Source organism: Kitasatospora sp. NPDC049258 (genome assembly GCF_040678895.1).
Lineage (GTDB): Bacteria > Actinomycetota > Actinomycetes > Streptomycetales > Streptomycetaceae > Kitasatospora.
Genome location: NZ_JBFAQT010000014.1, coordinates 1 through 24,406, shown reverse-complemented (window position 1 = coordinate 24,406; position 24,406 = coordinate 1). Strand labels below are relative to the sequence as shown.

The 24,406-nt window shown below is 74.9% G+C and carries 25 protein-coding genes and 1 riboswitch; of the genes, 11 read left to right on the top strand and 14 right to left on the bottom strand.

What is annotated here, in order from left to right:
* Window positions 1-188: 188 nt before the first annotated feature.
* On the top strand, window positions 189-434 hold the full coding sequence (locus tag AB0K43_RS14450; protein WP_363639421.1) for a hypothetical protein: 246 nt from the start codon (window positions 189-191) through the stop codon (window positions 432-434).
* 36 nt (window positions 435-470) lie between these two features.
* Here the strand turns inward: AB0K43_RS14450 and AB0K43_RS14445 are convergent, their stop codons facing one another.
* Window positions 471-1,076 carry a haloacid dehalogenase-like hydrolase gene (locus AB0K43_RS14445; protein WP_363639419.1) on the bottom strand — a complete coding sequence of 202 codons (606 nt, stop codon included), beginning with the start codon at window positions 1,074-1,076 and terminating at the stop codon, window positions 471-473.
* Between the two features lie 155 nt (window positions 1,077-1,231).
* On the opposite strand from AB0K43_RS14445, the gene AB0K43_RS14440 reads away from it, so the two are divergent.
* Window positions 1,232-2,218: an iron-siderophore ABC transporter substrate-binding protein gene (locus AB0K43_RS14440; protein WP_363639417.1), complete on the top strand. Its 987-nt coding sequence runs from the start codon at window positions 1,232-1,234 to the stop codon at window positions 2,216-2,218.
* 28 nt (window positions 2,219-2,246) lie between these two features.
* On the top strand, window positions 2,247-3,218 hold the full coding sequence (locus AB0K43_RS14435) for a class I SAM-dependent methyltransferase (RefSeq protein ID WP_363639415.1): 972 nt from the start codon (window positions 2,247-2,249) through the stop codon (window positions 3,216-3,218).
* On the opposite strand, the gene AB0K43_RS14430 is transcribed toward AB0K43_RS14435, so the two are convergent.
* Window positions 3,121-3,903: a hypothetical protein gene (locus AB0K43_RS14430; protein WP_363639413.1), complete on the bottom strand. Its 783-nt coding sequence runs from the start codon at window positions 3,901-3,903 to the stop codon at window positions 3,121-3,123. The two genes, AB0K43_RS14435 and AB0K43_RS14430, sit on opposite strands and share 98 nt — an antisense overlap.
* 193 nt (window positions 3,904-4,096) lie before the next feature.
* Here AB0K43_RS14430 and AB0K43_RS14425 point away from each other — a divergent pair, with 193 nt between their 5' ends.
* Both AB0K43_RS14425 and pgeF read left to right on the top strand, forming a co-directional pair.
* The gene (locus AB0K43_RS14425; RefSeq protein WP_363639411.1) at window positions 4,097-6,625 is read left to right on the top strand and encodes a helicase C-terminal domain-containing protein; all 2,529 of its coding nucleotides are present in this window, start codon (window positions 4,097-4,099) and stop codon (window positions 6,623-6,625) included.
* Between the two features lie 43 nt (window positions 6,626-6,668).
* Window positions 6,669-7,385 (top strand): peptidoglycan editing factor PgeF, encoded by a 717-nt coding sequence (gene pgeF / locus AB0K43_RS14420; RefSeq protein WP_363639409.1) that lies wholly within the window; start codon window positions 6,669-6,671, stop codon window positions 7,383-7,385.
* A 22-nt stretch (window positions 7,386-7,407) separates the two neighbouring features.
* Here pgeF and AB0K43_RS14415 read toward each other — a convergent pair whose 3' ends face one another.
* Window positions 7,408-7,683 (bottom strand): hypothetical protein, encoded by a 276-nt coding sequence (locus AB0K43_RS14415; RefSeq protein WP_363639407.1) that lies wholly within the window; start codon window positions 7,681-7,683, stop codon window positions 7,408-7,410.
* A gap of 96 nt (window positions 7,684-7,779) precedes the next feature.
* Here AB0K43_RS14415 and AB0K43_RS14410 point away from each other — a divergent pair, with 96 nt between their 5' ends.
* On the top strand, window positions 7,780-9,414 hold the full coding sequence (locus tag AB0K43_RS14410) for a DNA repair helicase XPB (RefSeq protein WP_363639405.1): 1,635 nt from the start codon (window positions 7,780-7,782) through the stop codon (window positions 9,412-9,414).
* Between the two features lie 31 nt (window positions 9,415-9,445).
* Here the strand turns inward: AB0K43_RS14410 and AB0K43_RS14405 are convergent, their stop codons facing one another.
* Entirely contained in the window at window positions 9,446-9,667 is a 222-nt protein-coding gene (locus tag AB0K43_RS14405) for a hypothetical protein (protein WP_363639403.1), read from the bottom strand.
* Between the two features lie 363 nt (window positions 9,668-10,030).
* On the opposite strand from AB0K43_RS14405, the gene AB0K43_RS14400 reads away from it, so the two are divergent.
* Window positions 10,031-12,118, top strand: a complete 2,088-nt coding sequence (locus AB0K43_RS14400; protein WP_363639401.1) for an ATP-binding domain-containing protein — start codon at window positions 10,031-10,033, stop codon at window positions 12,116-12,118.
* A gap of 81 nt (window positions 12,119-12,199) precedes the next feature.
* Here AB0K43_RS14400 and AB0K43_RS14395 read toward each other — a convergent pair whose 3' ends face one another.
* The 3 genes from AB0K43_RS14395 to AB0K43_RS14385 form a co-directional block, all read right to left on the bottom strand.
* Window positions 12,200-12,886 carry a copper homeostasis protein CutC gene (locus AB0K43_RS14395; protein WP_363639399.1) on the bottom strand — a complete coding sequence of 229 codons (687 nt, stop codon included), beginning with the start codon at window positions 12,884-12,886 and terminating at the stop codon, window positions 12,200-12,202.
* A gap of 85 nt (window positions 12,887-12,971) precedes the next feature.
* Window positions 12,972-13,901 (bottom strand): hypothetical protein, encoded by a 930-nt coding sequence (locus tag AB0K43_RS14390; protein WP_363639397.1) that lies wholly within the window; start codon window positions 13,899-13,901, stop codon window positions 12,972-12,974.
* Window positions 13,898-14,245: a PadR family transcriptional regulator gene (locus AB0K43_RS14385; protein WP_363639396.1), complete on the bottom strand. Its 348-nt coding sequence runs from the start codon at window positions 14,243-14,245 to the stop codon at window positions 13,898-13,900. The genes AB0K43_RS14390 and AB0K43_RS14385 overlap by 4 nt, the downstream gene beginning before the upstream one ends.
* Before the next feature lie 101 nt (window positions 14,246-14,346).
* On the opposite strand from AB0K43_RS14385, the gene AB0K43_RS14380 reads away from it, so the two are divergent.
* Entirely contained in the window at window positions 14,347-14,976 is a 630-nt protein-coding gene (locus AB0K43_RS14380; protein ID WP_363639394.1) for a hypothetical protein, read from the top strand.
* Window positions 14,977-14,979: 3 nt separating this feature from the next.
* Here the strand turns inward: AB0K43_RS14380 and AB0K43_RS14375 are convergent, their stop codons facing one another.
* The 5 genes from AB0K43_RS14375 to thrC form a co-directional block, all read right to left on the bottom strand.
* On the bottom strand, window positions 14,980-15,333 hold the full coding sequence (locus AB0K43_RS14375; RefSeq protein ID WP_363639392.1) for a hypothetical protein: 354 nt from the start codon (window positions 15,331-15,333) through the stop codon (window positions 14,980-14,982).
* A gap of 123 nt (window positions 15,334-15,456) precedes the next feature.
* Complete coding sequence (groL, locus tag AB0K43_RS14370) at window positions 15,457-17,079, bottom strand: chaperonin GroEL (RefSeq protein ID WP_363639390.1); 1,623 nt, start codon at window positions 17,077-17,079, stop codon at window positions 15,457-15,459.
* 307 nt (window positions 17,080-17,386) lie between these two features.
* Complete coding sequence (locus AB0K43_RS14365) at window positions 17,387-17,593, bottom strand: cold-shock protein (protein WP_033819590.1); 207 nt, start codon at window positions 17,591-17,593, stop codon at window positions 17,387-17,389.
* A 571-nt stretch (window positions 17,594-18,164) separates the two neighbouring features.
* A complete protein-coding gene (locus tag AB0K43_RS14360; RefSeq protein ID WP_363639388.1) occupies window positions 18,165-18,443 on the bottom strand; it encodes a MoaD/ThiS family protein in 279 nt (92 codons plus the stop codon).
* Window positions 18,444-18,497: 54 nt separating this feature from the next.
* A complete protein-coding gene (gene thrC, locus AB0K43_RS14355) occupies window positions 18,498-19,775 on the bottom strand; it encodes a threonine synthase (RefSeq protein ID WP_363639386.1) in 1,278 nt (425 codons plus the stop codon).
* Between the two features lie 17 nt (window positions 19,776-19,792).
* Window positions 19,793-19,936: riboswitch (SAM riboswitch) on the bottom strand.
* Window positions 19,937-20,103: 167 nt separating this feature from the next.
* On the opposite strand from thrC, the gene AB0K43_RS14350 reads away from it, so the two are divergent.
* Together AB0K43_RS14350 and AB0K43_RS14345 are read left to right on the top strand one after the other, a co-directional pair.
* Window positions 20,104-21,108, top strand: coding sequence for a glucosyl-3-phosphoglycerate synthase (locus AB0K43_RS14350; protein ID WP_363639384.1), 1,005 nt, complete (start codon window positions 20,104-20,106; stop codon window positions 21,106-21,108).
* Window positions 21,109-21,173: 65 nt separating this feature from the next.
* The gene (locus tag AB0K43_RS14345) at window positions 21,174-22,643 is read left to right on the top strand and encodes a trehalose-6-phosphate synthase (RefSeq protein WP_363639382.1); all 1,470 of its coding nucleotides are present in this window, start codon (window positions 21,174-21,176) and stop codon (window positions 22,641-22,643) included.
* A gap of 57 nt (window positions 22,644-22,700) precedes the next feature.
* Here AB0K43_RS14345 and otsB read toward each other — a convergent pair whose 3' ends face one another.
* On the bottom strand, window positions 22,701-23,561 hold the full coding sequence (otsB, locus tag AB0K43_RS14340) for a trehalose-phosphatase (protein WP_363639380.1): 861 nt from the start codon (window positions 23,559-23,561) through the stop codon (window positions 22,701-22,703).
* A 64-nt stretch (window positions 23,562-23,625) separates the two neighbouring features.
* Window positions 23,626-23,853 (bottom strand): DUF3263 domain-containing protein, encoded by a 228-nt coding sequence (locus AB0K43_RS14335; protein WP_350637400.1) that lies wholly within the window; start codon window positions 23,851-23,853, stop codon window positions 23,626-23,628.
* Between the two features lie 94 nt (window positions 23,854-23,947).
* On the opposite strand from AB0K43_RS14335, the gene AB0K43_RS14330 reads away from it, so the two are divergent.
* Window positions 23,948-24,292 (top strand): cupin domain-containing protein, encoded by a 345-nt coding sequence (locus AB0K43_RS14330; protein WP_363639378.1) that lies wholly within the window; start codon window positions 23,948-23,950, stop codon window positions 24,290-24,292.
* Window positions 24,293-24,406 lie beyond the last annotated feature (114 nt).

The following is a 24,406-nucleotide window of genomic DNA, read 5'->3' as shown; positions in this document are numbered from 1 at the left end:
GACGGGCCGGCCCCCCGGGAATCCCCCCACAGTGGCCGCAGTATGACAATCTCCAGAGTGCCTGAGAGTTCGCTGAGAAACCTGAGCGCGCAGACGGAGTCCGACCCCGCCGATCGGCGGGGGTGGGGAGGTTCTGTCAGACTGGCGGCCGAGCCGTGAAGGAGTCACGAGCCGTGGAGGAGTCAGTTGTGAGCAGGCAGAGCGCAGACCGGGGAGAGCTTCTGGTCCGGGCCGGGGCGATCGTCTTCGGCAGCGGCGCGGTGGCCACCCTGGTGACCTTCGTGCCGCTCTTCTTCGACCTCCCGCGCTTCCCCAGCCTCGCCTACTGGCTGTGCATGCTGATGCCGCTGGGCTTCCTGCTGTCGCTCACCGGGCTGCTGCTCTCGGCCCGGGCCCAGCGCGCCCGCGCCACCGCGGGGCCGGCCGGGGCGTAGCGCCGCGGGCCCCGGCGGGGCCGCGCGGGCCCCGGTTCAGCCGCAGTACGTGGCCAGCCAGGCGGGGAAGGCGGTCAGGTCCGCCAGCACCACGTCCGCCCCGGCCTCGGCCAGCTCCGGCGCGCTGTACGGGCCGGTGGCCACACCGACCGCGACCGCACCGGCGGCCCGGGCGCCCACGATGTCGCCCAGGTGGTCCCCGACGTACACGCTCGCCCCGTGCTCGCGCAGCGCGGCGCCCTTGGTCTCCGCCCACAGGTCGCCCACCAGGACGTCCACCGACAACTCGGCCTCCGCCAGATGCAGCCGGGCGTTGGGCTCGTACTTGCCGGTGATCACCGCCACCCGGCCGCCCTGCGCGCGGACCGCCCGGACGGCCTCCAGGGCGCCCGGCAGGACGACGGCGCGGGGCACCGCGTGCACCGGGTACAGCTCCCGGTAGCGGTCGGCGGCGGCCGCGACCCGCTCGGGCGGGAACCACTCGGCGATCTCCCGGAGCAGCGGCGGACCCAGCCGGCTGACCGCGAGGTCGCTGTCGATCCGCACGCCGGTCTCGGCGGCGAGCACGTCGTAGGTGGCCTTGATGCCGGGGCGGGTGTCGAGCAGGGTCATGTCGAGGTCGAAACCAACGGTGAACGCCATGCCGCCAGCCTAAGCGGTGCCCGACGGGCCGCCCCGGGCCGCCCCAGGCCACCCCAGGCCTCACCGAGCCGCTCCGGGCCGCCGGCAACCACGTCCCCAGCCGGTCATATCAGACATAATCACTGTCAACCGACCGTGCACCGAAAGGCCCGAGCGTGCCGCACCAGCTTCCCCGCCGCGCCGTCCTGGCCGGGCTGGGCGCCGCGCTGCTGACCGGCTGCACCATCCCGGGCACCGGCCGGCCGCACCTGATGCCCCCCGCCACCGGCACCGGCAGTCCGGCCCCGCTGCCCACCCCCAGCGCCACCGTGACGGCGGCCAACGGGCCGGTGGTGGTCCCGGTCCGCCCGGTCCGGGTGGTCGCCCTCGACACCGCCGAGCTGGACTCGGCGATGACCCTGGGCATCACCCCGGTCGGCGCGGCCAAGGCCCCGCTGGACGGCGGGCTGCCGAGCTACTGGCCCGTCTCCCGGCTGGCCCAGGTCGCGCCGGTGGGCGACGTCGGCGCGGCCGACCTCGACCGGATCGCCGCCCTGGACCCGCAGCTGATCCTCGGCAACCAGACCCGGGACGGCGCCCGCTACGACGCGCTGACCCGGATCGCTCCGACCGTCCTCGGCCAGGGCGCCGGCGCCCCCTGGAAGGACGCCTTCCAGCTGCACGCGGCCGCCCTGGACCGCCACGAACAGGCGGCGGCCGTGGTCGGCGCGTACGGCCGGCACGTCGCCCAGGCGGTGCAGGCGATCGGCGCCGCGGGCTCGGGCGGCCGGCGGATCAGCGTCGTGCGCTTCGTCGAGGGCTCCCCCGGCATCCGGCTGTACGGCCGCGGGAGCTTCATCGGCACCGTGCTCGCCGACCTGCAGCTCGGCCGCCCGGACGCGCAGAACGTCGACCGCGCGGAGGTCGAGGTGACGCTCGACCAGCTCGCCCAGGCCGACGGCGACTTCCTCTTCCACTCCACCTACGGCGACCCCGACCGGTCCGGCGCCACCGCGGTCCTGGCCGGCCCCGCGTGGCAGGCGCTCGGCGCGGTCAAGGCCCACCGGGCCTTCCCGGTCGAGGACCAGCTCTGGTTCGAGGGCATCGGCTACACCGGCGCCAACCTGGTCATCGCCGAGATCCAACGCTCCCTCGGCGGCTGAACCGGCCCGCGGCCCGGAGAATGACGGCATGTCGGACGCCCAGCAGCGCAAGGCCGCCCTCGCCCACACCTTCTCGCTCGTCGCCGAGGAGTACGACGCCCGCAACGGCGGGTTCTTCAACCCGGTCGGCGCGCGGCTGGTGACCCTGGCCCGACCGGCCCCCGGGCAGCGGGTGCTCGATCTCGGCTGCGGACGCGGTGCGGTGCTGTTCCCCGCCGCCGAGGCGGTCGGCCCGGGCGGGGCGGCGGTCGGCATCGACCTGGCGCCGGGAATGGTCCGGCGCACCGCGGCGGACGCCGCCGCCCGCGGCCTGCCGCAGATCCGGGTGGCGCTCGGCGACGCCGAGCGGCCGGCGTTCCCGGACGGCTCCTTCGACCTGGTGCTGTCCTCGTTCGCCGTGATCCACACCCCCGACCCGGCCGCCGCGGTCGCCGCCGCGCACCGGCTGCTGGCCCCGGGCGGGCGGTTCGGCTACACCGCCTTCGGCCCCGACCGGGACGAGCGCTGGGCCGAGCCCACGGCCCGGCTCGCCGCCTTCGCGGCCGGGCCCGAGCGGGCCCGCGGGCGCCTGCGGGCGGCCGCCCTCAACCGCCTGGCCGGCGACCCGGCGGCCGCCGCCGATCTGCTCGCCGAGGCCGGCTTCACCGAGGTGCGCAGCACCGAGCACGAGGCCGTCTCGCACTACCGCGACCCGCAGGCCTGGTGGGACGCGCTGTGGGCGAGCGGGCGCCGGTCGGTGCTGGAGGCCATCCCGGCCGAACGGCTGCCGCAGGCCCGCCGGGCCGCGTTCGCCGCACTCGCCCCGCTGGCCGGACCCGACGGCCTGACCCGGCGCACCGCGATCCGCTACACGCTGGCCACCCGCCCGGCCCGAGGGCAGGCCAAGGGCCCGAAGACCGGCCCTACGGCTCCCGGCGCCGCCGCAGCGTCAGGGCCAGCAGGAACAGCGCCGTCAGCACCGCGGCCACCCGCAGCACCCCGGGCGCCGCGGCCCAGGTGACCTCGCCCATCGGCGTCCCCGAGGTGTCCGGGGTGCCCCACCGCCCCTGCGCCCGCCCCCAGAACCAGACCGACGCCCCGGTCATGCAGATCAGCGGGATGCCGAGCACCGCGAACTTCTTGGTGAAGTCCCCGAGCCCCCGGGACAGGTACGCGGCGCCCCAGCCGCCCAGCATCGCCAGCAGCACCCCGGTGTACGCGCCGGCCAGCAGCGCCGCGGAGGCCACCAGCAGCAGCGGGGCGGGCCGCCGCCCGGCCAGCAGCCCGGGGCCGCCCGCGGTCGGCTCCGGGGCGCCCGCGGCCGGCTCCGCCTGGCCCGCCGCCGAGCCGCCCACCGGCTCGGCGGCCTCGCGCGGCTCCGGGACGGCGGCCGGCGCGGGCTCCTCGAACGGGTAGAACCTGACGGTGTCCCAGCCCGGGAACCGCGCGCTGACGTCCTCCCCGCCCGGCTGCGGCCGGGGCGCCGGATGCTCGACCGGGCGCTCGGCCGGCCGCTCCGGCTCCGCCGCGGCAGGGCGCTTCGTCCACTGCGCCGGGGCCGGCACCTCGGCCGTGTACACGCTCTCCTCGGGCTGCGCCGCACCCTCACCCGCGCCGCCGGCACCCGCCGCCCCGCCCGCCCGGCCGGCGCCGAGCACCCGCCCGCCGACCCGCCACCACTCGCCGCCCGTAGGACTGTCCGCCATCGCCCCGCCACCCCATCGCACCCGCCGGCCCACCTGCGCTGACGGTACCCACTGGTGCGGGGCCGAAGCGAGCGGTTCGCCCCCGCCCACCCTTACGCGGGGCGCGGAGCGGCGGCCGCGCGCGGGCGGCCGCCCGGGTGCCCGCCTCCCGGCCCTTACCTTCTCTTGGCCCGGGCCGACTAACCTGGGTCGGATGACCACGACGCAGAGCGGGTCGCGCCCCGGCCGGGCCGCCGCCCCCCGCACGCTCGCCGAGGAGCTCCGCGCCCGGAGCGACCAGGCGCTCACCGGCCTGCTCCGCGCGCGGCCCGATCTGCTCAACCCCGTCCCCGGCGACCTGACCCAGCTGGCGGCCCGGCTCTCCAGCCGTGCCTCCGCGCTGCGGGCGCTCGAGCGGCTGGACCGGTTCACCCTGCAGGTCGCCGAGGCGCTCGCCGCGCTGCCGGACGGCGGCCCGGACACCGCCGTCCGCCAGCTGCTGACCGGCCCGGCCCGGGTCAGACCGCACCCCGGCGCCGACCCGGTGGACCGCGAGGCGGTCGCCGCCGCACTGCCCGGCGCGCTCGCCGAGCTGCGCGAGCAGGCCCTGCTCTGGGGCCCGGACTCCGCCCTGCGCCTGGTGATCGCGGTCCGCGAGGCGCTGGCGCCGAGCGCCGCCAACCCCGGCCGCACCGGCCTGGGCCCGACCCTCGCCGAGGCGACCGTCGGCATGTCCCCCGCCCGGCTCCAGCAGCTGCTGGCCGGCGCCGGACTGCCGCCGACCCCCGACCCGGTGACCGCCGTGGCGGCCCTCGGCGGGCTGCTCGCGGACCGCAAGCGGTGCGCCGCGCTGCTCGCCGAGGCGCCCGAACCCGCGCTGGCCCTGCTGGAGCGGCTGGTCTGGGGCCCGCCCACCGGCACCGTCCCCGACGCGGCCCGCCCGGTCACCGCCGAGGAGGTGCGCAGCCCGGTCGAGTGGCTGCTGGCCCGCGGACTGCTGCTGCCCTCCAGCGCCGGATCGGTGGTGCTGCCGCGCGAGCTGGCCCTGTACCTGCGCGGCGGCCGCAGCCACCGCACGGTCGAACCCGCCCCGCCCGCCCTCGCCGCCACCGCGGTGCGCGATCCACAGGCTGTGGACGGCGCCGCGGCCGGCCAGGCCCACACCGCCGTCCGCACCGTCGAGGAGCTGCTGGACGCCTGGGGCCTGGTGCCGCCCGCCACCCTGCGGGCCGGCGGCCTCGGGGTCCGCGACCTCAAGCGGGCCGCCCTGATCCTGGAGTGCTCCGAGCAGGTGGCCGCGTTCTGGCTGGAACTCGCCTACACCGCGGGCCTGCTGGCCCCCGACGGTGAGGCGGACGAGCGCTGGGCGCCCACCCCCGGCTACGACGGCTGGCTGCAGCGGCCCACCGCGGAGCGCTGGGCCGCGCTCGCCGGGAGCTGGCTCGCCGCCACCCGGGTCGCCGGCCTGGCCGGCAGCCCCGACGGCAAGGGCCGGACCCGGGCCGTGCTCGGCCCCGAGCTGGACCGCACGCTGGCCCCGGTGGTCCGGCGCGCCGCGCTCGGCCTGCTGGCCGAGCTGCCGCCCGGCTCGGTCGCCGGCACCGAGGCGCTGCTGCCCGTGCTGCGCTGGCAGCGGCCGCTGCGCGGCGGCCCCACCGGGCCGGACGGGCGCGACCTGCGCGAGCAGCTCGCCGGGTGGACCTTGGCGGAGGCCGAACTGCTGGGCATCACCGGCCGCGGCGCGCTGGCCGGCCCGGCCCGCGCCCTGCTGGCCGGCGCCGACCCCGTCCCGCTGCTCGACCCGCTGCTGCCGCGGCCGCTCGACCACGTGATCCTGCAGCCGGACCTGACCGCCATCGCGCCGGGCCCGCTGCTCACCCCGCTGGCCCAGGCACTGGCCCTGTGCGCGGACGTCGAGTCCAAGGGCGGCGCCACCGTCTACCGCTTCACCCCCGAGTCGGTGCGCCGGGCCCTGGACGCCGGGCGCAGCGCCTCGGACCTGCACGCCTTCCTGGCCCAGCACTCCCGCACCCCGGTGCCGCAGCCGCTCAGCTACCTGATCGACGACGTGGCCCGCCGGCACGGCGTGCTGCGGGTCGGCGCCGCCTCCTCCTACCTGCGCTGCGACGACCCGGCGCTGCTCGCCGAGGTGCTGGCCGACCGGCGGGCGGCCGAGCTGCGGCTGCGGCTGCTGGCCCCCACCGTGCTGGCCGCCCAGGTGGGCCCGGAGACCCTGCTCGGCGTGGTCCGGCAGATGGGCTACGCACCGGTCGCCGAGTCCGCCGAGGGCGATGTGGTGATCACCCGCCCGGACAGCCACCGCACCCAGCCGCGGACCGCGCCCACCCCCGTACCGGACGGCCCGCCGCGCCCGGACGCGGCGCTGCTGGCCGCCGCGCTCAAGGCGATCCGGGCGGGCGACCGGGCCGCCACCGCGGTGCGCCGGGAGACGGTGACCGGGCCGGCGGCGGCCGTGCCCCGCACCGGACCGGCCCAGGCCGACCCGCACCGGCTGCCCCGGACGGCCGCCGCCGACACCCTGGCCGCGCTGCAGACCGCGGTGCTGCTCGGTGAGCGGATGTGGATCGGGTACATCAACGCCGAGGGGCTGTCCTCGCAGCGGGTGGTCGACCCGGTCAAGGTCGAGGGCGGCTTCGTCACCGCGTACGACCACCTCTCGGACGAGGTGCGCACCTTCGCCCTGCACCGGATCACCGGCGTCGCCGAGGTCGACGAAGGCTGACCGCCGCTCCGGCCGGACCACCCACCCACAAGGGGGAGACCAGATGGAACTCGCAGCCGGCATCCGCTACGCCGTCGCCGACCGCCACGGCGGGGTCAGCGCGGCGCCGTTCGACAGCCGCAACCTGGGCGGGACCACCGCCGACGACCCGGCCGCCGTGCGGCGCAACCGTGAACTGACGGCCCGTGAACTCGGCCTGGACCCGGCCCGGGTGGTGTTCATGCGCCAGGTGCACAGCGCCGAGGTGCGCCACGTCACCGAGCCCTTCGGGGCGGACGCGCCGCCGCTGGACGGCGTGTGGACGGACCGGCCCGGGCTGGCCCTGGCCGCGCTGGCGGCCGACTGCGCGCCGGTGCTGGTGGCCGATCCGGTCGGCCGGCGGGTCGGCGCGGCCCACTCCGGCCGGGTGGGGACCGTCTCGGGAGTGGTGCCCGCCCTGGTCGCGGCCATGGTCGCGGGCGGCAGCGACCCGGCCGACCTGGTCGCCCTGATCGGCCCGCTGGCCTGCGGCCGGTGCTACGAGGTGCCGGCGGCGATGCGCGAGGAGGCCTGCGCCGACCTGCCCGAACTGCACTCCACCACCCGCCGCAACACCCCGGCGCTGGACGTCCGGGCGGGGATCACCGCCCAGCTCACCCGCGCCGGGGTGACCGGAATCCGGCACGACGACCGGTGCACCATGGAGGACCGGGACTTCTTCTCGCACCGCCGCGAGCAGACCACCGGCCGCTTCGCGGCCTACGTCTGGCTCACCGACTGAGCACGCCGCCCGGCCCGGTGCCTCAGTGCTGCTGGCTCTGCTGGGCGTCCTGCTCCTGCTTCTGCTTCTTCGCCTCGTCGACGATCGACTGCGGGTCGGGCATCTTGGGCTCGACCCCGGTCAGCAGGCCGGTCACGGTGAAGGCCGCGGTGCCGAACAGCCCACCGGGCTGCCCGATGTCCGCGACCTGGTCGAGGCCGGGGGTCGGGGCGGCCTGCGCCGGGGTCGCGCCGACGGCGGTGGCCACGGCGGCGCCCGAGAGGGCGAGGCCGGCCAGGAAGCGGTTGCGCTTGTTCATGGGCTGCTCAACGAGCCCGAAGCCGTCCGGTCACCCGGTTCCACCCGAGTGCGGGACACTGGAGGGTCTGCGACACCACCACCGGAGGGCCCCCGCGTGAACGACGGACCGCTCATCGTCCAGAGCGACAAGACGCTGCTGTTGGAGATCGACCACCCCCAGGCCGCCGACTGCCGCCGCGCCATCGCGCCGTTCGCCGAGCTGGAGCGGGCTCCCGAGCACATCCACACCTACCGGGTGACCCCGCTCGGGCTGTGGAACGCCCGCGCGGCCGGCCACGACGCCGAGCAGGTGGTGGACGCGCTGGTGAAGTACTCCCGCTACCCGGTGCCGCACGCGCTGCTGGTCGACGTGGCCGACACCATGGCCCGCTACGGGCGGCTGCAGCTCCAGAAGCACCCGGTGCACGGGCTGGTGCTGTCCAGCACCGACCGGCCGGTGCTGGAGGAGGTGCTGCGCTCCAAGAAGATCACCCCGCTGGTCGGCGCCCGGCTCGACCCCGACACCGTGGTGGTGCACCCCTCCGAGCGCGGCCAGATCAAGCAGGTGCTGCTGAAGCTCGGCTGGCCGGCCGAGGACCACGCCGGGTACGTGGACGGCGAGGCGCACCCGATCGAGCTGGACCAGAACGGCTGGCACCTGCGCCCGTACCAGCAGCAGGCCGTCGAGGGCTTCTGGCACGGCGGCAGCGGCGTGGTGGTGCTGCCCTGCGGCGCGGGCAAGACCCTGGTCGGTGCGGCGGCGATGGCGGAGGCCAAGTCCACCACGCTGATCCTGGTCACCAACACCGTCTCGGCCCGGCAGTGGAAGCACGAGCTGGTCAAGCGCACCTCGCTGACCGAGGACGAGATCGGCGAGTACAGCGGCACCCGCAAGGAGATCCGCCCGGTCACCATCGCCACGTACCAGGTGATGACGACCAAGCGGAAGGGCGTGTACGCGCACCTGGAGCTGTTCGACGCCCGCAACTGGGGCCTGGTGGTCTACGACGAGGTGCACCTGCTGCCCGCGCCGGTCTTCAAGTTCACCGCCGACCTGCAGGCCCGCCGCCGGCTCGGGCTGACCGCCACGCTGGTCCGCGAGGACGGTCGGGAGGGCGACGTCTTCTCGCTGATCGGCCCCAAGCGCTTCGACGCCCCGTGGAAGGAGATCGAGGCGCAGGGCTACATCGCGCCGGCCGACTGCTGCGAGGTGCGGGTGACCCTCTCCGACTCGGAGCGGCTGACCTACGCGACCGCCGAGCCGGAGGAGAAGTACCGCTACTGCTCGACCACGGCGACCAAGCGCCGGGTGGTGGAGGCGCTGGTGCGCAAGCACGCCGGCGACCAGACGCTGGTCATCGGGCAGTACATCGACCAGCTGGACGAGCTGGGCGAGACGCTGAACGCCCCGGTGATCAAGGGCGAGACCAGCAACGCCCAGCGGGAGAAGCTGTTCGAGGCCTTCCGCACCAAGGAGATCAGCGTGCTGGTGGTCTCCAAGGTCGCCAACTTCTCGATCGACCTGCCGGAGGCCACCGTGGCCATCCAGGTGTCCGGGACCTTCGGCTCGCGCCAGGAGGAGGCCCAGCGCCTGGGCCGGGTGCTGCGCCCCAAGGCGGACGGGCACTCGGCGCACTTCTACTCGGTGGTCGCCCGCGACACCGTCGACCAGGACTTCGCGGCGCACCGCCAGCGCTTCCTGGCCGAGCAGGGCTACGCCTACCGGATCATCGACGCCGACGACGTCTAGCGGGCGCCGCTCGGAGCGGGAGGCGGCCGGCTCAGAGCCGGACGCCGTCCCGGCCGAGGAAGACCACCCGGGCGGCGGTGTCGAGCGCGATACCGACGTTGCGGACCGCGGTGACCAGCGGGCCGCGGTGGCGGGGGCCGGTCGCCGAGGTGGCGCCGGCCGCGATGCGGGGCGCGGGGATCGAGGGCTTGGGAGAACGCGCCCGGGGGGGTGAGGCCGCAGCCCGGGGCGCCGTGATGTGTACGGTGCTCATGCCTTCAACAGTAGGTTTCCGGACATCTGAACGGCATCGGTCGAAAGGCCCCACTCCCCCGGCCCGGGGTCGTCCTTCCGGCGTACGGGGATCCCGGGGCCCCTCAGGGGCGCGGCTCAGGGGCGTGACCCCAGGGGTGCGGCTCTGGAGTGCGGCTCAGGGGCCGAGCCTCGGGCGCGCCGAAAAGGATTCGCGCCGCCGGGTGCGCGGGTCTATGATCGCCGGTCTGCCCCCTCCCGAACCGTGGTGCCCGTCGGCAGCCGTGGGAGGTCCCGACCGGTCGGTAACCGGCGGTACCCCTTTCACCGTGAGCTACGACGAGTCCGCTGCCGTGCCCCGTTCCGGCAGCCGGGAAGGTTCGCTGTGCCATCTCCCACCCCCACCGACGATCCGCTGCGCCGCGAGCGGGACCACCTGGCCGCCTCCCGGGCGGCGCTGCGCGCGATGCGCGAGGACGTCGAATCGCTTGACCTGCGGGACGTCACCGGCACCTGGGTGTCCGCCGCAGTCCTGCGCAACCAGGTCGAGCTGCGGATCGCCGCGCTGGCCGACCTGGCGCACACCCCGCTGTTCTTCGGCCGGCTCGACTACCTGCACGCGGTCGGCGTGGGCCCCTCCTCGCCGGCGGCGGGCCAGCAGGCGGCGCAGGCCGAGGGCGCCACCGGTGAGCGGTTCTACATCGGCCGCCGCCATGTGCACGACGCCGACGGCGACCCGATGGTGATCGACTGGCGCGCACCGGTCTCGCAGCCCTTCTACCGGGCCAGCCGCAAGGACCCGCTGGACGTCGAGCGGCGCCGCCGGTTCGGCTACACCGGCGGCGAGCTGACCGCGTACGAGGACGAGCACCTGACCGACCCGGCCGAGACCGACACCCGCTCGGCCCTGCTGGCCGCCGAGATCGAGAAGCCCCGCGTCGGCCCGATGCGCGACATCGTGGCGACCATCCAGCCGGAGCAGGACGAGATCGTCCGCGCCGACGTGACCGGCACGGTCTGCGTCCAGGGCGCCCCCGGCACCGGGAAGACCGCGGTCGGCCTGCACCGGGTGGCCTACCTGCTGTACGCCCACCGGGAGCGCCTGGCCCGCACCGGCACCCTGGTGATCGGCCCGAACCGCTCGTTCCTGCACTACATCGAGCAGGTGCTGCCGGCCCTCGGCGAGGTGGACGTCGCGCAGGCCACCGTGCAGGAGCTGGTCGGCCAGGTCGAGGTGCGCGGCGAGGACTCGGCCGCCGCGGCCACCGTCAAGGGCGACGCCCGGATGGCCGAGGTGCTCCGGCGGGCGGTGCGGGCCGGGATCAGCCTGCCGACCGAGCCCTGCGTGGTGGTCCGCGGCTCCCGCCGCTGGCGCGTCCCGGCCTACGAACTCATCGAGATCATCGAGGAGTTGAAGTCCCGCGAGATCCGCTACGGAGCCGCCGGGGAGGCCCTGCCGCAGCGGATCGCGCACGCCGTGCTGGTGAAGATGGAGCACGGCGGCGAGGCCCCGGACGACCGGGTGCAGGACGCGGTGGCCCGCAACGCCGAGGTGAAGGCGGTGGTCCGGGCCTGCTGGCCGGCCGTCGACCCGGTCAAGCTGGTGCACCGGCTGCTCACCGACGCCGCCTTCCTCGCCGAGTGCGCCGAGGGCGTGCTCACCGCCGAGGAGCAGGAGCTGATCCGCTGGACGAAGCCGCCCCGCTCGGTGAAGTCGACCCGCTGGTCGGCGGCCGACGCGGTGCTGGTGGACGAGGCCTCGGACCTGGTCCGGCGCACCCCCTCGCTCGGCCACGTGGTGCTGGACGAGGCGCAGGACCTCTCCCCCATGCAGTACCGCGCGGTCGGCCGGCGCTGCTCGACCGGCTCGGCCACCGTGCTGGGCGACCTGGCCCAGGGCACCACGCCGTGGGCGACCGGCAGCTGGCCGGAGGCGCTGCACCACCTGGGCAAGGCCGGCGCGCACGTCGAGGAGCTGACCCAGGGCTTCCGGGTGCCGGAGGAGGTGATCGTCTACGCCTCCCGGCTGCTGCCGGCGATCGCCCCGGGGCTGGCCCCGGCGACCTCGGTCCGTGAGCTGCCGGACTCGCTGACCGTACGGCACGTCCCGCAGGCGCTGGCCGACTCCGTGGTGGCGGCCTGCCGGGAGGCACTCACCTTCGAGGGCTCCACCGGCCTGATCGCGGCCGACGCGCGGATCCCGCTGCTGGCCGAGGCGCTGACCTCGGCCGGCCTGCCGTATCTGGAGCCGGGCACCGAGACCTCCGCCGAGGCCCGGCTCACCCTCGTCCCGGCCTCGCTGGCCAAGGGCCTGGAGTACGACTACGTGGTGCTGGACGAGCCCGCCGCCGTGGTCGCCGGGGAGCCGGACGAGCGGACCGGCCTGCGCCGGCTGTACGTGGCGCTGACCCGGGCGGTCTCCGGGCTCACCGTGCTGCACACCGAGCCGCTCCCGGAGCAGCTGCGCGGCTGAGGCCGGCGGCCCGGGCCGGTCCGGCGGGGCGGCACGGCGGGCGAGGCGGTACGGCGGGCGGGGCGGTACGGCGGGCGGGGCTCAGCCGTCGATCAGGGTCCGCCAGTCGGCGACCTTGGCGGGGTCCACCGGGGTGTGCCACCCATCGGCCCGGACCGCTCCGCCGATGTGGAACGCGTCGAACCCGGCCGCCCGCAGGCCGGGCACGTGCTCGGCGCGGATGCCGCCGCCGACCAGGATCCGCTGCCGGTAGCCGGGTTCGCCGGCCTTGGCGAGCTCGCCCTCCAGGGTCTGCCGGCCGGCCCCGACCCCCGCCGGGTCGCCCGCGGTGAGGTAGGTGTCCAGGCCGGGCAGACCGTCCAGGGCCGCCCGCAGTGCGGCGCGGTCGGCGCTGTGGTCGACGGCCCGGTGGAAGGTCCACCGGCAGCCGGCCACCGCCTCGGCCACCGCCAGGGTGGCGGGCAGGTCGAGGCCGCCGTCGGGGTCGAGGAAGCCGAGCACGAACTCCTCGGCCCCCTCGGCGCGCAGCGCGGCGGTGCGGGCGAGCAGCCCGTCCAGGTCGCCGGGGGCGAAGCCGTCCCGGATCCGCAGCATCACCCGCAGCGGGAGGTCCACGGCGGCCCGGATCGCGGCGAAGTCCGCCACCGCGGGGGTGAGCCCGTCGGCGGCCATGTCCGTGACCAGTTCGAGCCGGTCGGCGCCACCGGCTTCGGCGGCCTGGGCATCCTGCGCGGTCAGCGCGATGACTTCGAAGATTGGTCTAGACATATCCGTACCTTGCCACATCCCCTGCCGCCCGGGCGAGCCCCCTGCCCGCCCGGACGCCGGGCGCGGCCCTCCCGGCCCCCGCCGGTCAGCCCGCGGCCGGCGGGCGCTGCCGCCCGGGCAGGGGTGAGCGGTGCCGGAACACCGCGGCCAGCAGCAGCGCCACCGCCAGGAATCCCGTGAAGGCCAGCAGGCGCCACGGGCCGCCCGCGTCGATGAGGATCGGCCAGAAGGCGTCGCCCACCACCAGCGGCAGTACCGCGAGGGCCGGCGCGGCCGCCCGCAGCCGCCCGCGGGCCAGCGCGAGCAGCGGCAGGGCCGCCAGCACGATCCGGTACGGGTACCAGGAGGAGTCCCAGAACAGCGGCGTGCCGAACGTGCTCGGCCCGACCGTCACGAGCGCCGCCACCACGGCGCCCGCGAGCACCGACGCCGCCGCCTGCCGCACCCGCCCGCCCAGCAGGTCGGCGGGCGCCAGCAGCACCAGCAGGAGCCAGGCCCCCGGCGTCACGCCGTACGCCACCAGATCGAGGGCGTGGGCCAGGAGCGGTACGGGCCCGGCGGGGGAATCGGCGACGATCAGGGCGCCGGCCACCGCGACGCCCGCGAGCAGCGCCGCCGCACCGGCCCACCGGGCCGCACCCCAGCGCCCGCACAGCACCGCCGCCAGGGCGACGGCCCACAGCGCCAGGAGCCCGCTCCCCCACCAGCCGTAGCCGTCGGCCCGCACGAACTCGTACGACCAGGCCCGCCAGAGCTGCGCGGCCTGCCGCCCGAAGCCGGCCCCGAGCACGAACGGCAGCGCGGCGGCGAGCAGCCGCCCGGGCGTCCCGGCGGAGGTCAGCCCGGCCCGTAGCCGCAGCCCGTGCCCGGCGAGGCCGAGCAGTTCGCGGGCCCGGCCGAGCCGCCCGGTGTCGCCGGCCAGCGAGGCGTACACCTCGGCGAGCTCCGCTCCCCGGTCGGCCCGGTACGCCTTCGGGTACAGCCGCAGCACGGCGTCCAGCATCGGCTCGCTCACGCGAAGGCTCCGTTCGCTCGGGGGCGGAAGGCCGTCAGGCGCCGCTCGGCCTCGGCCGCGACGGCGCGCAGCCGCTCGGCCTCGACGGCGAGCGCGCCCCGGCCGGTGTCGCTGAGCGCGTAGGTGCGGCGGGCCCGGCCGTCGACCACCTCGTCGCTCTCGACCCGGATCAGCCCCTGGCCGAGCAGCCGGTCGAGCGCGCCGTACAGGGTGCCGGCCCGCATCCGGACCCGGCCGTCGGAGATCGCGGCGATCTCCTGGATGAGGGCGTAGCCGTGCCGCGGGGCATCGGCGAGAGCGGTGAGCAGGAGCAGCGTGGGCTCCTGCATCGAACGTTCTGTCATGCCATCTAGATATACCGGTCATCGGTATATACCGTCAGGCGAATCCGGGAACCCGGGCCCACCCTGACGGTCCGTCGCCGCACCGGGCCACAATGGGCGCCATGACCGCCGACCTGCTCGACCGCTGGATGGACCTGCTGCGCCGCTGCGGCGCGACCGCCGACCCGCAGCCGTACGGCGAGGAGTTGCTCAAGCGCTGGGCCGAGCCGCAGCGCCGCTACCACACCACCGACCACCTGCGGGCGGTGCTCGACCAGGTGGACGCGCTGGCCGGGCCGGCCGACGGCGCCGACGCCGTGCGGCTGGCGGCCTGGTTCCACGACGCGGTCTACCGGCCCGACCGCTCGGAGAACGAGGAGCGCAGCGCGGTGCTGGCGGTCCGCGCGCTGCGCGCGGCCGGGCTGGCCGAGCCGCTGGTCGAGGAGGTCGCCCGGCTGGTCCGGCTGACCGTCTCCCACGACCCGGCACCCGGGGACCGGGGCGGCGAGCTGCTCTGCGACGCCGACCTGGCCGTCCTGGGTGGCTCGCCGGACCAGTACGCGGCGTACGCGGCGGCCGTCCGCGAGGAGTACGGCTTCGTCCCCGAGGACGCCTTCCGGGCGGGGCGCGCGGCGATCCTGCGCCAGCTGCTCGCCCTGCCGGCGCTCTACCGCACCGAGGCCGCCCGCACCCGATTCGACGCCGCCGCCCGGGCCAACCTGGCCGCCGAGCTCAGGACGCTGGAGCCCTAGGGCTCACGCGAGCTTCCCGACCGGCGCGACGACCAGGCCCTCCTTGCCGCACACCCAGTGCGGATCGGGCCCCAGCTCGGGCTCCACGCCCAGCGCGTGCGGGTCGCCGTCCTCGGCGCAGGCGGTGCACAGCGGCCAGCGCCCGTACGCCTCCAGCAGCGCGTCCTGGACGTCCTGGGCGACCAGCCCGAGCACGTACTCGGTGCCGTCCGGCCACTGCTCCAGCCACCACCGCCGGTGCGTCACGGCGTCCTCCACCAGCGAGACCACGGCGGCGTCCGCCACGTCCCGGGCGGTCAGGTCGGCGAGGATCAGCGCCCGGGCGCTGTGCAGTGCGGCTTCGATGTCAGCGGGCATCCCCCCATTGTCCCGCACCCGGCACCCCGGCCGCCCTGCCGGGTGGAACGCCGCGAGGGCGGCCTCCCGGTGGGGAGACCGCCCTCGCGGGACGATCAGAACTCGCCGATCCTCGAAGGAGGATCAGAAGTCCATGTCACCGCCCGGCATGCCGCCGCCGGCCGGCGCGCCGGCCTTCTCGGGCTTGTCGGCGATGACGGCCTCGGTGGTGAGGAAGAGCGCCGCGATGGAGGCGGCGTTCTGCAGCGCGGAGCGGGTGACCTTGGCCGGGTCGATGATGCCCGCGGCGATCAGGTCGACGTACTCGTTGGTGGCGGCGTTCAGGCCGTGGCCGGCGGGGAGGTTGCGCACCTTCTCCACCACGACACCACCCTCGAGGCCGGCGTTGGTCGCGATCTGCTTGATCGGGGCCTCCAGCGCCACGCGGACGATGTTGGCACCGGTGGCCTCGTCGCCCTCCAGCTCCAGCTTGTCGAACGCGACACCGGCCTGCAGCAGCGCGACGCCACCACCGGCGACGATGCCCTCCTCGACGGCGGCCTTCGCGTTGCGGACGGCGTCCTCGATGCGGTGCTTGCGCTCCTTGAGCTCCACCTCGGTGGCCGCGCCGGCCTTGATGACGGCCACGCCGCCGGCCAGCTTGGCGAGGCGCTCCTGGAGCTTCTCGCGGTCGTAGTCCGAGTCGCTGTTCTCGATCTCGGCACGGATCTGGTTGACCCGACCGGCGACCTGGTCGCTGTCGCCGCCACCGTCGACGATGGTGGTCTCGTCCTTGGTGATGACCACCTTGCGGGCGGTGCCCAGCAGGTCGACGCCGGCGTTCTCCAGCTTGAGGCCGACCTCCTCGGAGATGACGGTGCCACCGGTGAGGATGGCGATGTCGCCGAGCATGGCCTTGCGGCGGTCACCGAAGCCGGGGGCCTTGACGGCGACCGACTTGAAGGTGCCACGGATCTTGTTCACGACCAGGGTCGACAGGGCCTCGCCCTCGACGTCCTCGGCGATGATGACGAGCGGCTTGCCGCTCTGCATGACCTTCTCCAGCAGCGGGAGCAGGTCCTTGACCGAGGAGATCTTGGAGTTGGCGATCAGGATGTACGGGTCCTCGAAGGACGCCTCCATCCGCTCCAGGTCGGTGGCGAAGTAGGCCGAGATGTAGCCCTTGTCGAAGCGCATGCCCTCGGTGAGCTCGAGCTCCAGACCGAAGGTGTTGCTCTCCTCGACGGTGATGACGCCTTCCTTGCCGACCTTGTCCATCGCCTCGGCGATGAGCTCGCCGATCTGGGTGTCGGCGGCGGAGATGGAGGCGGTGGAGGCGATCTGCTCCTTGGTCTCCACGTCCTTGGCCTGGGCGAGCAGCTGGTCGGAGACGGCCGCGACGGCCTTCTCGATGCCGCGCTTCAGGGCCATCGGGTTGGCGCCGGCGGCGACGTTGCGCAGGCCTTCCTTGACCAGGGCCTGGGCGAGCACGGTGGCGGTGGTGGTGCCGTCACCCGCGACGTCGTCGGTCTTCTTGGCGACCTCCTTGACGAGCTCCGCGCCGATCTTCTCGTAGGGGTCCTCGAGCTCGATCTCCTTGGCGATGGAGACACCGTCGTTGGTGATCGTGGGGGCGCCCCACTTCTTCTCAAGGACGACGTTGCGGCCCTTGGGGCCAAGCGTCACCTTGACGGCGTCGGCAAGCTGGTTCATCCCGCGCTCAAGGCCGCGGCGAGCTTCCTCGTCAAACGCGATGATCTTTGCCATGTGAAGTGGTCCTCCGGGACGCGATCGACTGCATCGGACCGAAGGGTGCCCGCGACGGACGGCCCTGCGAGCGGGGGTCCTGTCCCCAACCGCTCCCGGGAGGCCTCACCGACCCGATCCGTTTGTCACTCTCGTACCGAGAGTGCTAACGCCAATGATTAGCACTCTCGGGTGGCGAGTGCAAGCCCGATCGCGGGGTGTCCCGAACATGGCGGCAGGCCCGCACGGGGTTCCCGTACGGGCCTGCTGCCGATGATCTGTGGCCGCCAGCTCGTTGACCGAACCGAGGCTCCGCAGGTCGAAGAGGTCACGCAACCAGCGCGCGGACCATGTCCGCCTGCGGACCCTTCTGCCCCTGGGAGATCTCGAACTCGACCCGCTGGCCCTCTTCGAGGGTGCGGTAGCCGTCCATCTGGATCGCGCTGTAGTGGACGAACACGTCCGCACCACCGTCGACCGCGATGAAGCCGTAGCCCTTCTCGGCGTTGAACCACTTGACGGTGCCCTGAGCCATTCCGAACTCCCCTTGTGCTGTGCTGGCCCTTCACGGACCCGCAGGGTGCGGGTCCAGAGGTCTGGAAGGCCGGCCCGGGGAACCCCCCCTGGGCGCAGCCGTGCACGCCGCAGCCACCGCACCGGGGCCCGAAAGGGCCACCGGAACGCGGGTGAATGCGTCGACCGCGGCTGAATGTATCCGGACATGCGCCCTCTGCAACAGGCCCAACTTTTGGGCAATTGCTATGAGCCCCGGGGGATATGACGGGATGAAAGCGGCACTTGTGAGCAATTGACGCCGGACATCGCGGACCAACGTCACATATCGCCGGAATAATTCTGACGGCGGCCTGACAGTTCGGCTCCGTGCCCCGGATCGCCGGTCTCAGCGAGCGGACAGCCGCTGCGTACCCGACCGGTGTGCGGGGCGGGCCACCTCGAATCGGCCTCGAATACCCCTGCGACACGCACTCTATACCCAGCCACGTGGGCAAATGTCCGACCGGAACGCCGAGAGCCGCCGTCGGGAACGGAATTTCGGCATTCCGGTCCTGACGGCGACTCAAGGCTGCTACGAGCGTCGGCCGAGGTCAGCAGCCGCCGGCCACCGCCGGGATGATCGAGACGGCCGCGCCGTCCTTGATCCCGGTCTGCAGGCCCTCGGCGAAACGCACGTCGTCGTCGTCGACGTAGACGTTGACGAAGCGGCGCAGCTGCCCGGCGTCGTCCAGGATCCGGGCCGAGATGCCCGGGTGGTTCTGCTCCAGATCCTTGATCACCTCGGCCAGGGTGGTGCCCTCGGCGGCCACCTCGGCCGAGCCGCCGGTGTAGGTGCGCAGGATGGTGGGGATGCGGACGGTGGCGCTCATGGACGTCTACTCCTTGCTGCGGGGTGGTGAGGGGGTCGGGGGCGGGGCTTCGGCTCAGGCCAGGCCGGCGGCCCGGAAGGACTCCAGGGTCGGCCGGATGGTGGCGGTCAGCCCGGCGTCGGAGACGGCGTCCAGGGTCTTCAGGCCGTCGCCGGTGTTGATCGCCACGGTCTCCTTCGCCGGGTCCAGCTGTCCGGTCTCGACCAGCTTCTTGAGCACGCCGACGGTCACGCCGCCCGCGGTCTCCGCGAAGATGCCCTCGGTGCGGGCCAGCAGCCTGATCGCGTCGACCACCTCGGCGTCGGTGACGTCCTCGACCGCGCCGCCGGTCCGCCGGGCGATGTCCAGCACGTACGGGCCGTCGGCCGGGTTGCCGATCGCCAGCGACTTGGCGATGGTGTCGGGCTTCACCGGGCGGATCACGTCGTGGCCGGCCTTGTACGCGGCCGACACCGGCGAGCAACCGGCCGCCTGGGCACCGAAGATCCGGTACGGGCGGTCCTCCACCAGGCCGAGCTTGATCAGCTCCTGCAGCCCCTTGTCGATCTTCGTGAGCTGCGAGCCCGAGGCGATCGGGATGACGATCTGCTCCGGCAGCCGCCAGCCGAGCTGCTCGCAGATCTCGTACGCCAGCGTCTTGGAGCCCTCGCCGTAGTACGGGCGCAGGTTGACGTTGACGAAGCCCCAGCCCTCGCCGGCCGGGTCGCCGATCAGCTCGGAGCAGAAGCGGTTCACATCGTCGTAGTTGCCCTCGATGCCGACCAGCTCGCCGCCGTAGACCCCGGCCATCACGACCTTGCCCTGCTCCAGGTCGTGCGGGATGAAGACGCAGGACTTGAAGCCGGCCCGGGCCGCCGCCGCACCGACCGCGCCGGCCAGGTTGCCGGTGGAGGAGCAGGACAGGGTGGTGAAGTCGAACGCGCGCGCCGCCTCGATGGCGCAGGCGACCACCCGGTCCTTGAAGGAGTGGGTCGGGTTCCCGGAGTCGTCCTTGACGTGCAGCTGCGCGGTGAAGCCCAGCTCGCGGCCGAGGTTGTCGGCCTTGACCAGCGGGGTCCAGCCGGGGTTCAGGTTCGGCTTGGACGCCACGTCGGCCGGCACCGGCAGCAGCGGGGCGTAGCGCCAGATCGAGGCCGGGCCGGCCTCGATCCGCTTGCGCAGTTCCTCGGTCTCGTACGAGCCGAAGTCGTAGGCGATCTCCAGCGGGCCGAAGCACTCGACGCAGGCGAAGCTCGGGCCGAGCGGGGTGCGGGCGCCGCACTCGCGACAGGACAGCGCGGCGGCGGGGCCGAGGTCGACGGCAGGAGCTGCGACAGGGGTAGCGGTAGCCATGATGGCGGAGGCCTCTCTCCTCATCTTCCCCGTGACGCGGGCGCGCCACAGGACGGAATTGGCACCTGTCCCGCCGGGGCCTCGACCTGACGGTCAGTTAGCCGGACGGGAAGGTTGCCGGGACTTCAACGGGCCGTTCCCTCAGTCCCTCTGGATGAGCAATGTGGCGAGCGGCGTTACAGCCGACAGCGCGTTTGTGGTCGTGCACAGCGACCCACCCCGACGTGCGAAGGTCGGATCGCATTACCAAGACTGTATCCGAAGGCCCCGGTACCACCTCATAGCGTCCGACACCCGAGACGGCGCCGCCCATCCGAGGAGCGAGATCTTGCCCGACCAGCCCCGGCCCGACGTCCTGCCCCAGGTGGCGTCCTGGCTGCGCCGCCGCTCGTGGGCGGCCGCCGACCGCCCGGTGGAGACGCTGCTGGCCGCCAAGCGCGCGGCGGGCCCGGCCGCTTCCGTGAGCGTGGTGCTGCCCGCCCTGGACGAGGAGCCGACCGTCGGCGAGATCGTGACCGCGATCCGCGTGGAACTGATGGAACGGCTGCCGCTGGTGGACGAGCTGGTGGTGGTCGACTCCGGCTCGGTGGACCGCACCGCCGAGCGGGCCGCGGCGGCCGGCGCCCGGGTGGTGCACCGGGACGACATCCTCCCCCGGCTGCCCGCCGAGCCCGGCAAGGGCGAGGTGCTCTGGCGCTCGCTGCTGGTCACCCGCGGCGAGATCGTCTGCTTCATCGACGCCGACCTGCGCGAGTTCGACCCCGCCTTCGTCACCGGGATCATCGGCCCGCTGCTCACCGATCCGGGCATCCAGCTGGTCAAGGCGATGTACGACCGGCCGCTGGAGACCGCGGGCGCGGTCGTCCCGGCCGGCGGCGGCCGGGTCACCGAGCTGGTCGCCCGCCCGCTGCTCAACCTGCACTGGCCGCAGCTGGCCGGCTTCGTCCAGCCGCTCGGCGGCGAGTACGCGGCCCGCCGGACGCTGCTGGAGCGGCTGCCCTTCCCGACCGGCTACGGGGTCGAGCTCGGCCTGCTGGTGGACGCGCTGGACACGGTCGGGCTGGACGCGCTGGCCCAGGTCGACGTCGGCGTGCGGCACCACCGCCACCAGGACGGCCAGGCCCTCGGCCGGATGGCCGCGACCATCTACCGCACCGCGCTGGAGCGCCTGGACCGCACCCACCGGCTGAAGGCCGAGGACGGCCTGCTGCACCCGCTGCTCACCCAGTTCTCCCGCGACCCCGCCACCCGCGGCTTCACCGCCCACACCCACCCGGTGCACGCCGTCGAACGCCCGCCGATGCGGACCGTCCCGGAGTACCGGGACCGGTAGCGGGTTCTCGGGCGCGCCGCGCGCTGAGTGGTTTGCACACCCGATGTCGCGGCAAGCTTGGCAGTATGGCCGATCACGCGTCCGCACGTTCGAATCAGCCCGGCGCCGCCCCGATCCTGGTGGCCTCCAACCGCGGCCCGGTGTCCTTCACCAGCGAGGACGACGGTTCGCTGACCCTGCGCAGAGGAGGTGGCGGCCTGGTCTCCGGCCTCTCCGCGATCGACGACCCGAGCGCCGTCTGGGTGTGCGCCGCCCTCGGCGAGGCCGACCGGACGGCCGCCCGGCAGTCCCCGGACGGGCGGCTGGACCTCGCCGGCTTCGAGGTCGGCGGCCAGGCCGTCCGGATGCTGGACATCGATCCCGGCACCTTCACCCGCGCCTACAACGGCGTGGCCAACTCGACCCTCTGGTTCGTCCACCACCTGCTCTACGACACCCCGGTCTCGCCCAACTTCGACGAGCGCTTCCGCCGCGAGTGGGAGTCCTACACCACCTACAACACCGCCTTCGCCGAGGCGCTGGCCACCGAGGCCGCCCCGGGCGCCGCCGTCCTGATCCAGGACTACCACCTCTCGCTCGCCCCGGCCCTGCTCCGGGCGCTGCGCCCGGACCTGCGGATCGGGCACTTCTCGCACACCCCCTGGGCCCCGCCGGAGTACTACCGGATGCTGCCGGACGACGTCGGCGCGGCCGTGCTCGCCGGGATCCTGGGCTCGGACCGGGCCGGCTTCCTGACCCGCCGCTGGGCGCTGGCCTTCGCCGACTGCTGCGCCGATCTGCTGGGCGCCGCCGTGGACCGCGAGCAGCTCGCGGTCACGTACCAGGGCCGCACCACCCGGCTCGGCGTGCACGGTCTCGGCGCCGACGCCGACTTCCTGCGCGAGCGGGCGCACCGCCCGGACGTGGACGCCCGGCTGGCCGCCCTGCGGGAGGCGGTCGGCGATCGGCGGACCATCGTCCGGGTGGACCGCACCGAGCTCAGCAAGAACATCGTCCGCGGCCTGCTCGCCTACCGGCACCTGCTGCGGTCCAGGCCCGAGTGGCAGGGCCGGGTCGTCCACATCGCCTTCGCCTACCCCTCCCGGCACGACCTGCCGGAGTACCGCGAGTACACGGCGGCGGTGCAGCGCACCGCGCACGAGATCAACGACGAGTTCGGCACCCCCGCCTGGCAGCCGCTGATCCTGCACGTCAACGACGACTTCCCACGCTCGCTGGCCGCCTACCGGCTGGCCGACGTCGCCCTGGTCAACCCGATCCGGGACGGGATGAACCTGGTCGCCAAGGAGATCCCGGTGGTCTCCGACGACGGCTGCGCGCTGGTCCTCTCGCGCGAGGCGGGCGCCTTCGCCGAGCTCGCCGAGGACGCGATCATCGTCAACCCGTACGACGTGATCGCCACCGCCGAGGCACTCCACCAGGCCCTCACCATGGCCCCCGGCGAGCGCGCCGACCGCACCAAGCGGCTGGCCGCCGCGGCCACCGCGCTGCCGCCGCAGCAGTGGTTCCTGGACCAGCTCGACGCCCTCGGCTGAGCAGCGGCGGCCGGTCGGCCCCCGCTCGGCCGCCGGAGTTCGGCTCGGCCCCGGAGCTCAGCGCCCCGGGCCGATCGCCCCCGCGAGCGCCGCCAGCAGCTCGACCACGCCGGCCGGGCCGGGCACCACCAGGTCCGCCCGGTCGGCGAGGGCGCTCACCGGCGCCTCGCCGCCGACGGCCGCGCTGCAGACCAGCAGGCCGGGCAGACCGGCCGCCCGGCGGCGCTCGACCGCCTCGTACGCGGGCAGGTCGCCGAGGTCGTCGCCGACGTAGAGCACCGTGCGCAGCGGCCGCCCGGCCAGGAAGCCGTCCAGGGCGGCGCCCTTGTCCACCCCGGGCGGCCGCAGCTCCAGCACCATCCGGCCGGGCTCGACCATCAGGCCGTGCCCGGCGGCGAGCTCGGCGAGCGGGGCGCGCAGCAGCTCCAGGGCCTCCTGCGGCCGGTCGGCCCGGCGGGTGTGCACGGCCAGCGCCCGCCCCTTGTCCTCGGTCCAGGTGCCCGGCCGGGCACCCGCCCGCGCCAGCACCCCGGGCAGCGCGGCCCGGACGGCGGCCACCCCGGCGGGCGGCTCGGCCGCGGTGACCTCTTTGGTCCGGGCCTCCCAGCGCTCGGCGCCGTAGTGGCCGAGCACGGTGAGGTGCTCCAGCCCCGGCACCCCGGCGAAGCCGCCGTGGGACACCGCGGTGGCGGCCGGCCGCCCGGTGACCACCACCACCGCGCCGACCAGCGGCGCCAGCGCGGAGAGCGCCGGCACCACCCCGGGATGTGCCCGGGCCTGCTCGGGGTCGGCCACGATCGGCGCCAGCGTCCCGTCGAAGTCCAGCCCCACCACGCTCTCCCCGGGGGCGGCCAGCAGCGCCGCCAGGCCCTCCCGGCCCGCGGCCGTCCGGGGCGTCACGAATTCAAGGCTTCCCATGCCCACGACCGTACCCAGGCCGCCCGCACCGATGCCTGCGCGGAGCGCCGAGCGCGCCGGCGGACTACCGCGCGTCGCGCCGGGCCTGCCGGACCCGGCGCAGGCGGTTCACCAGCACCGGCGCGTGCGCCAGCGCCTCCGGCCGGTCCAGCAGTGCGTTGAGCAGCTGGTAGTACCGGGTGCCGGAGATCCCCAGCTCCTCCCGGATCGCCCGCTCCTTGGCACCGGACGTCCGCCAGGCCCGCGCCTCCAGCGCCAGCACGGCGAGATCGCGCTCACTCAGCCCAGCCATCGGTCACCTCCGCTTACGAGGTGTCATTGTGCCCGGCCGCCCCGACACACTCTGCCGTCGCCACCCGCGCACCGGTCCGGCTAGCGTCGGGATCATGACCAACCCTTTCGCCGTGCACATCCCCGACGCCGAGCTCGAACCCGACCCGCTCGACCCGGCCCAGATCGTCTCCGGCACCCCCGAGGTCTCGGGCAAGGTGCTCTGGGAGTCCCCGGACGGCCGCCAGGTCCGCGGGATCTGGCAGATCACCCCCGGCGTGGTGACCGACACCGAGGCGGACGAGCTGTTCGTCGTGGTCAGCGGCCGGGCCACGATCGAGTTCGAGGGCGGCCCGACCCTGGAGGTCGGCCCGGGTGACCTGGCCGTCCTGCGCGAGGGCGACCGCACCACCTGGACGGTGCACGAGACCCTGCGCAAGGCGTACGCGATCAACCTCTGACCCCGGGGCCCGGGCCGCACCCGGCCCGGGCCCGCGCTCCGGTGGCCGGCCGCCGGCAGATCGGAAGAGCGGCGGGGAGGGAAAGAGTGTCTGTACCAGGGTGTAGATCTCGGG

Excerpts from the sequence above, each read along its gene's own strand:
- groL (WP_363639390.1), bottom strand. The coding sequence starts at position 17,079 with ATGGCAAAGATCATCGCGTTTGACGAGGAAGCTCGCCGCGGCCTTGAG.
- AB0K43_RS14335 (WP_350637400.1), bottom strand. The coding sequence starts at position 23,853 with ATGGCTGGGCTGAGTGAGCGCGATCTCGCCGTGCTGGCGCTGGAGGCG.
- AB0K43_RS14425 (WP_363639411.1), top strand. The coding sequence starts at position 4,097 with ATGACCACGACGCAGAGCGGGTCGCGCCCCGGCCGGGCCGCCGCCCCC.
- AB0K43_RS14330 (WP_363639378.1), top strand. The coding sequence starts at position 23,948 with ATGACCAACCCTTTCGCCGTGCACATCCCCGACGCCGAGCTCGAACCC.
- AB0K43_RS14405 (WP_363639403.1), bottom strand. The coding sequence starts at position 9,667 with ATGAGCACCGTACACATCACGGCGCCCCGGGCTGCGGCCTCACCCCCC.
- AB0K43_RS14430 (WP_363639413.1), bottom strand. The coding sequence starts at position 3,903 with ATGGCGGACAGTCCTACGGGCGGCGAGTGGTGGCGGGTCGGCGGGCGG.
- AB0K43_RS14435 (WP_363639415.1), top strand. The coding sequence starts at position 2,247 with ATGTCGGACGCCCAGCAGCGCAAGGCCGCCCTCGCCCACACCTTCTCG.
- AB0K43_RS14395 (WP_363639399.1), bottom strand. The coding sequence starts at position 12,886 with ATGTCTAGACCAATCTTCGAAGTCATCGCGCTGACCGCGCAGGATGCC.
- AB0K43_RS14365 (WP_033819590.1), bottom strand. The coding sequence starts at position 17,593 with ATGGCTCAGGGCACCGTCAAGTGGTTCAACGCCGAGAAGGGCTACGGC.
- pgeF (WP_363639409.1), top strand. The coding sequence starts at position 6,669 with ATGGAACTCGCAGCCGGCATCCGCTACGCCGTCGCCGACCGCCACGGC.
- AB0K43_RS14345 (WP_363639382.1), top strand. The coding sequence starts at position 21,174 with ATGGCCGATCACGCGTCCGCACGTTCGAATCAGCCCGGCGCCGCCCCG.
- AB0K43_RS14415 (WP_363639407.1), bottom strand. The coding sequence starts at position 7,683 with ATGAACAAGCGCAACCGCTTCCTGGCCGGCCTCGCCCTCTCGGGCGCC.
- thrC (WP_363639386.1), bottom strand. The coding sequence starts at position 19,775 with ATGGCTACCGCTACCCCTGTCGCAGCTCCTGCCGTCGACCTCGGCCCC.
- AB0K43_RS14380 (WP_363639394.1), top strand. The coding sequence starts at position 14,347 with ATGACCGCCGACCTGCTCGACCGCTGGATGGACCTGCTGCGCCGCTGC.
- AB0K43_RS14385 (WP_363639396.1), bottom strand. The coding sequence starts at position 14,245 with ATGACAGAACGTTCGATGCAGGAGCCCACGCTGCTCCTGCTCACCGCT.
- AB0K43_RS14360 (WP_363639388.1), bottom strand. The coding sequence starts at position 18,443 with ATGAGCGCCACCGTCCGCATCCCCACCATCCTGCGCACCTACACCGGC.
- otsB (WP_363639380.1), bottom strand. The coding sequence starts at position 23,561 with ATGGGAAGCCTTGAATTCGTGACGCCCCGGACGGCCGCGGGCCGGGAG.
- AB0K43_RS14375 (WP_363639392.1), bottom strand. The coding sequence starts at position 15,333 with ATGCCCGCTGACATCGAAGCCGCACTGCACAGCGCCCGGGCGCTGATC.
- AB0K43_RS14445 (WP_363639419.1), bottom strand. The coding sequence starts at position 1,076 with ATGGCGTTCACCGTTGGTTTCGACCTCGACATGACCCTGCTCGACACC.